Source organism: Xanthomonas euroxanthea (assembly GCF_900476395.1).
Lineage (GTDB): Bacteria > Pseudomonadota > Gammaproteobacteria > Xanthomonadales > Xanthomonadaceae > Xanthomonas > Xanthomonas euroxanthea.
Genome location: NZ_UIHB01000008.1, coordinates 1 through 5,253 on the forward strand (window position 1 = coordinate 1; position 5,253 = coordinate 5,253).

A 5,253-nucleotide genomic window follows, 5' to 3' on the forward strand; every position below is an offset into this window, starting at 1 on the left:
CTGGATGCGGTGCGCGTAGATCCGGCCCAGCCGGAAGTGCTCGAGAAAAAAGGTCGCGCCATGCTGATGGCAGGCTTCGGCACCGCCAGCCCACCGATGGCCGCCGGCGCGATGTTGTTGCTGTTCAAGTTCACCATGGCTTTCTTGATCGGCATCGGGCCGATCTTCATCCTGGCGCTGATCTTCGACCAGACCAAGGACCTGTTCAAGAAGTGGCTGTTCTACGTCATCGGTACGTTGTTCTCAATGTCAATGCTGTCGGTCGTGACGGCCATGGTGCTTAAGTTCACCGCCAAGGTCGCCGCCGCCTACTGGGTGGTCAAGTTCATCCCTCTGGCCAGTGCCGAAGGCCTCTCCAGCCAGGCCCTGCAGCAGGGCGGCATCGGCCTGATCATGACCATGCTCATCATCACCGTCCCCACCATCGCCGCGGCGCTATGGCAGGGCAATATGGGCGCGTTCATGGCCTACTCGGCGTTTGGGACTGCAGCAAGCCCTGGACCGCAGGGACAGCCGGCTGGGTCGTATATGCCATCCCGTATTGAAGCAAACAACAACCAAATAGGTTCTGAGGCGAGCCCGTCAAGTTTGTCTTCAGGACGGGTTTCTGGCCCTCCACATTCTAGCCCCGAAAATCCCCAAGTAGGGACGCGAGGAATCGCCACTCAACGGGATAGCGGCCGCTTGGGCTGATACGTGAACTGACTGTTTTTTGATATGCAATGGCGTTTTAATTTCCTGAGAGAGAAATGCTGAAAATTACGCTACTTGGGTCGTTCATTTGTGCTTTTTGTGGCCATGCTGCCGCCGAAGGAAACTGTCCTCCTGGGCAGTATCCAATTGGCGGCCAAGGAGCCGTCGCTTGCGCACCTATGCCGCAATCAGGCTCCGCCATGCCTCAGGAACCACGCCCGCTTGGTAAGTGGATTAAAACTTGGGGAGCGATTGCTCTTGGCACTATTGATTCCACTCCCTATTATGGAGTGCCGACAGGGGCGTTATCAGAGTCAGAAGCCAAACAACAGTCTTTAGAACGTTGCGCAAAGCTTGGGGCAAACAACTGCCGTGTCACGCTAACTTATCAGAACCAATGTGCCGCTATAGGTGAACCACAACTTGATGGAAAACCAAATCCTGATGGGTTAGTTCAATTTATAGGAAGATCAACTAAAGCAAAAGCATCCGAAGATGCTTTACATCAGTGCGAAAAAAGGAATCCTGGCATGCAGTGCAAGGTTATTTATCAGGAATGCTCAGAACCGGTCTTTAAAAAATATTAGCTATATCACACTAAATTTATCAAGCAAACCGACGCCATCTTTCTGATTTCGAAGCAAGGATTACAATCTAAAGGAGTTGATAGTAGGCGACCCCAAAGAACTTTAGATTAATTATAAATCCATTACTGCGGGCCTTAACGCCCCAGTCTCCAGCATAGACCGGCGGTCACCATGAGATCATTTCTTGCTACAACAATGATCCGTTTACGCTCTGCGTCTTTATGCTCCGACTGGTTATTGGCTGCCCCTAGCTTCACAAAACCCTACTTTATTCAATGCAGCATTCGCATAGATTTTTGCACGGGTCGCCTTATCGCATGCCACCGTGGTTGTGCCGCAGGATGCTTTAGGTGCCGCGCAGCAGATAACTCGCACTTCATAGGAGCGATGCAGTGGTAGAACACTCTTCCTCCATAATGCTGATTTGGTATCGGTCAGCCGAGAGCCTGCGCAATCTCCCAATCGTCGTTGTCTTAACGCTCACGCTCACTGCCAGCCTTCTTGCCTTAGCTCACGCACAACGTTTACCCACTTTCTTGTGCTCGCACACTCTGGAGCCAGAGTGGGGGGCGGCGATGCATATTGCCGTTGCACTACTGCTGACGGCGTAGATTGCACAAAACCTTCGCAAATCAGGATAAACAGACTGCGGAATTACGACAGTTGCACAATACAAGTTTCAACAACGCGTTGATGCTCCTATTAACCGTTGGCGCGGCATGCACCCCTTGGCGATGCCATCTAGTGATGCAACTCCCGGAGTTCGGGCTGATTTTCGGCTTCCTACACATTGCAGGGTATTGCGCAGCCCTAACATCAACCGTAGTGCTCGTCAGCTGGGTGATGGGATCACCGTTGCCGAGCGGTCTGCACGGTGCACAATGGTGACATGAACAGCTATCTGAAGATCAAGATTTTGGGCTACCTTTTCCTCACGTTCCTGGCAGGGTGCAATCCCATGAACGCTGCTTCTGAGAAACACGAAACCGACGCGACGCCCGTCGACGGCGAACCTGTCTATCGCAAGAATCCGAATCCGACGCAAGCGTACCGAATAACGATGACCATCGAGGATGCGCCGGGGCCGTTTGAGTGGATCTCAGGCACGGCCTTCTACCAGATGACTAACCACAAGCAATGTACTCCAATTGAGCCCATTGCCGGGGTGTGGAACAAGCCTGATGAAGATGGCATCCCCATTCACTTTGAGAAGCGCGATGCCTCCATTTACGTCGCGACGATCTATGCCGATGGCATGATTGATGCAGACTACTATGCCAAGGGAGTCTGCCGATGGGAACTCACTAGCATAGATGTTTCGTTAAAGGCTACCGGGAGACACGAAGAAACCAGGTTTCAGCCAGGTTTATACAAAGATAAATTATGGAGCGGCATTCCGGCTACGACCTATTTCTGGTCAGGTGGGTATCCCGAAGATGAGATGAGCGACTACCCCGACTCCGGCCACTCAGACCCAAGTCAATTCAAGGAAGATTTGCGCAAGCAGTTGTTCAAAGTGACTTTGATAGCCAGAAAGGACGCACTATGACTCTGACCGCACAACAATATGCTGCGCTGGCAAGTGATGTTTATAAAAAGCCAGATGAAACGGGCGAAAATAGTCGAACCGCAAATATCGGCGGCGTTCCCTATAAGCGGCTCGAATACGTTGATACTCCGTCCGGCTATCAGGGAACCATCTATCAGCGGATAGATACAGGTGAAATTGTCGTCGCCCATCGCGGCACCGAATTTGATCGTCAACCCAAACAAGATGGCGCCTACGCAGATGGTGGCATGGTTGCAACTCGTCACAATAACCAAGCTGCTGATGCAATTGAACTCACCCGACATGCAATGGAGATAGCTGAGCGGCGAGGCAAGCGTGACGGGCGTACACCGGTAGTCACCGTTACTGGCCACTCCCTCGGCGGCAACCTTGCGCAGGTGAGCGCACACCACTTCGGCATCAAGGGCGAGACTTTCAACGCCTACGGCGCGGTCAGCTTGGACCGGCGCATTCCCGAAGGCGGCACCGATGTCATCAATCACGTGATGGCCGGCGATGCGGTCAGTGCCGCCAGCAGACATTACGGCCAAGTGAAGCTCTATGCCACGCCGCAGGAGATCGCTTTGCTGGAACAGGCCGGTTACAACAACACCCGCAGCGTGCTGGACGCGCGTAATCCTCTTGTGGCCATTCCGCTCGGCGAATCGCACCGCATCCACAATTTCCTGCCGGTCGATGGTGATGGCAAGCCGGATCGATCGGTACTAGAACACCCCGAAGCGCAGCAGTTGGCCCAGCAATATGCACCTTTGATCGACAAGTATCGCGACGATGTTGGGTCGATGCGACTTGGCGCCACTCTCGGTGCACGTAGCATGCAGGCGATGACTCTGGCCGATGGCATTAATTACATGCGCGGCACGCTGGCACCGGGCGCCGGACATACGGAGATAGCAGCGGCGCGTTGGAAGGAGCTGCAAGAGCGGATGCAAACCGAGCACGCACCGATGTATTTCCCGCCAGGTTGGAAGATGCTGTTAGGCAGGTCGCCTGAGCGCTGCGTTGAGCCCACGCCCGCATCGATACCCAACGATCCTCTTTACCAAGCCATCCACAGCAAGCTCCCCGCCGGCACTTCGCCGGCAGAGGCCATGTACGCCACCGTCGAGGCCAAACGCGCTGGCATCCTCGACGTCGGCCAGCTGCGTAGCGTCACCGTGCAGGACGGCAATGCCTGGATCATCGGCAACACGCCGGGATTCCGGGCCAAAGTGGACCTGTCGGCTGACGTGCCGCCGCTGCAGGAGAGCCTGCAAAACTCGCGCGCACTGGACGCGCAGCGATCGCAGGCGGACATGACTCAGCAATCGCCTGCACGTGTAATGTAAGGCCATGATCGAGCGGATCACACCGATGACTGCCCAGTTGCCGACTGTTACGGCAGCTCGGTGCGCGCCGCGTGGGACGCGCTGGTTGCAGCCCCTGGTGGACGCCACGCTCGGCGACTTCGTCTTCTTCAAACTGGTCAACGATTACTTCAACCGGGAAATCCAGGATCTCGGCCTTGAACTGATGAAACGGGCCATGAAGTGGGTCAGCACGATCGCGCTGACAGTGACCACGCTGTGGATCCTGATTCTGGGTTACCGCATCGCCACCGGGCAGTCGCGCGAGAGTGCGATGGCCACCATGGTCAAAGCCGCCAAGGTCGCGGTCATCATCAGCATTGCCTCGGCCCTCGGGGTCAACGGCGCCATGCTGCACCAGACCATGACCCAGAACCTGGACAAGGAAATCCACCGCCTGTTCACCGGCGATGAGGGCACTGCCGCCGATGCCATCGACGAGAACTTGGCGTACACGCAGGTCGCAATGGCCACACTGGATGCGGTGCGCGTAGATCCGGCCCAGCCGGAAGTGCTCGAGAAAAAAGGTCGCGCCATGCTGATGGCAGGCTTCGGCACCGCCAGCCCACCGATGGCCGCCGGCGCGATGTTGTTGCTGTTCAAGTTCACCATGGCTTTCTTGATCGGCATCGGGCCGATCTTCATCCTGGCGCTGATCTTCGACCAGACCAAGGACCTGTTCAAGAAGTGGCTGTTCTACGTCATCGGTACGTTGTTCTCAATGTCAATGCTGTCGGTCGTGACGGCCATGGTGCTTAAGTTCACCGCCAAGGTCGCCGCCGCCTACTGGGTGGTCAAGTTCATCCCTCTGGCCAGTGCCGAAGGCCTCTCCAGCCAGGCCCTGCAGCAGGGCGGCATCGGCCTGATCATGACCATGCTCATCATCACCGTCCCCACCATCGCCGCCGCGCTATGGCAGGGCAATATGGGCACGTTCCTGTCCTACACTGCATTCAACAACACAGCAGCCCCGGGACCTCAGGGCCAGCCCGCTGGGTCGTATATGCCGCAGCAAGTTGGCAGAGATAGCACTAGGCAATCCAGCGAGTTCAATGGC

General features: G+C 55.9%; 5 protein-coding genes. All 5 read left to right on the forward strand.

The annotated features are described in order from the left end of the window. On the forward strand, positions 1–693 hold a 693-nt coding region (locus CPBF1521_RS20020), incomplete at its 5' end, for a TrbL/VirB6 family protein (RefSeq protein WP_147295479.1). 56 nt (positions 694–749) lie between these two features. Beyond that, on the forward strand, positions 750–1,280 hold the full coding sequence (locus tag CPBF1521_RS20025) for a DUF4189 domain-containing protein (protein ID WP_115678055.1): 531 nt from the start codon (positions 750–752) through the stop codon (positions 1,278–1,280). 889 nt (positions 1,281–2,169) lie between these two features. Continuing rightward, positions 2,170–2,829 carry a hypothetical protein gene (locus CPBF1521_RS20035; protein WP_115678056.1) on the forward strand — a complete coding sequence of 220 codons (660 nt, stop codon included), beginning with the start codon at positions 2,170–2,172 and terminating at the stop codon, positions 2,827–2,829. Next, the gene (locus CPBF1521_RS20040; protein ID WP_115678057.1) at positions 2,826–4,178 is read left to right on the forward strand and encodes a Tle-like phospholipase domain-containing protein; all 1,353 of its coding nucleotides are present in this window, start codon (positions 2,826–2,828) and stop codon (positions 4,176–4,178) included. The genes CPBF1521_RS20035 and CPBF1521_RS20040 overlap by 4 nt, the downstream gene beginning before the upstream one ends. A gap of 25 nt (positions 4,179–4,203) precedes the next feature. Further along, on the forward strand, positions 4,204–5,253 hold a 1,050-nt coding region (locus tag CPBF1521_RS20045; RefSeq protein WP_115678058.1), incomplete at its 3' end, for a TrbL/VirB6 family protein.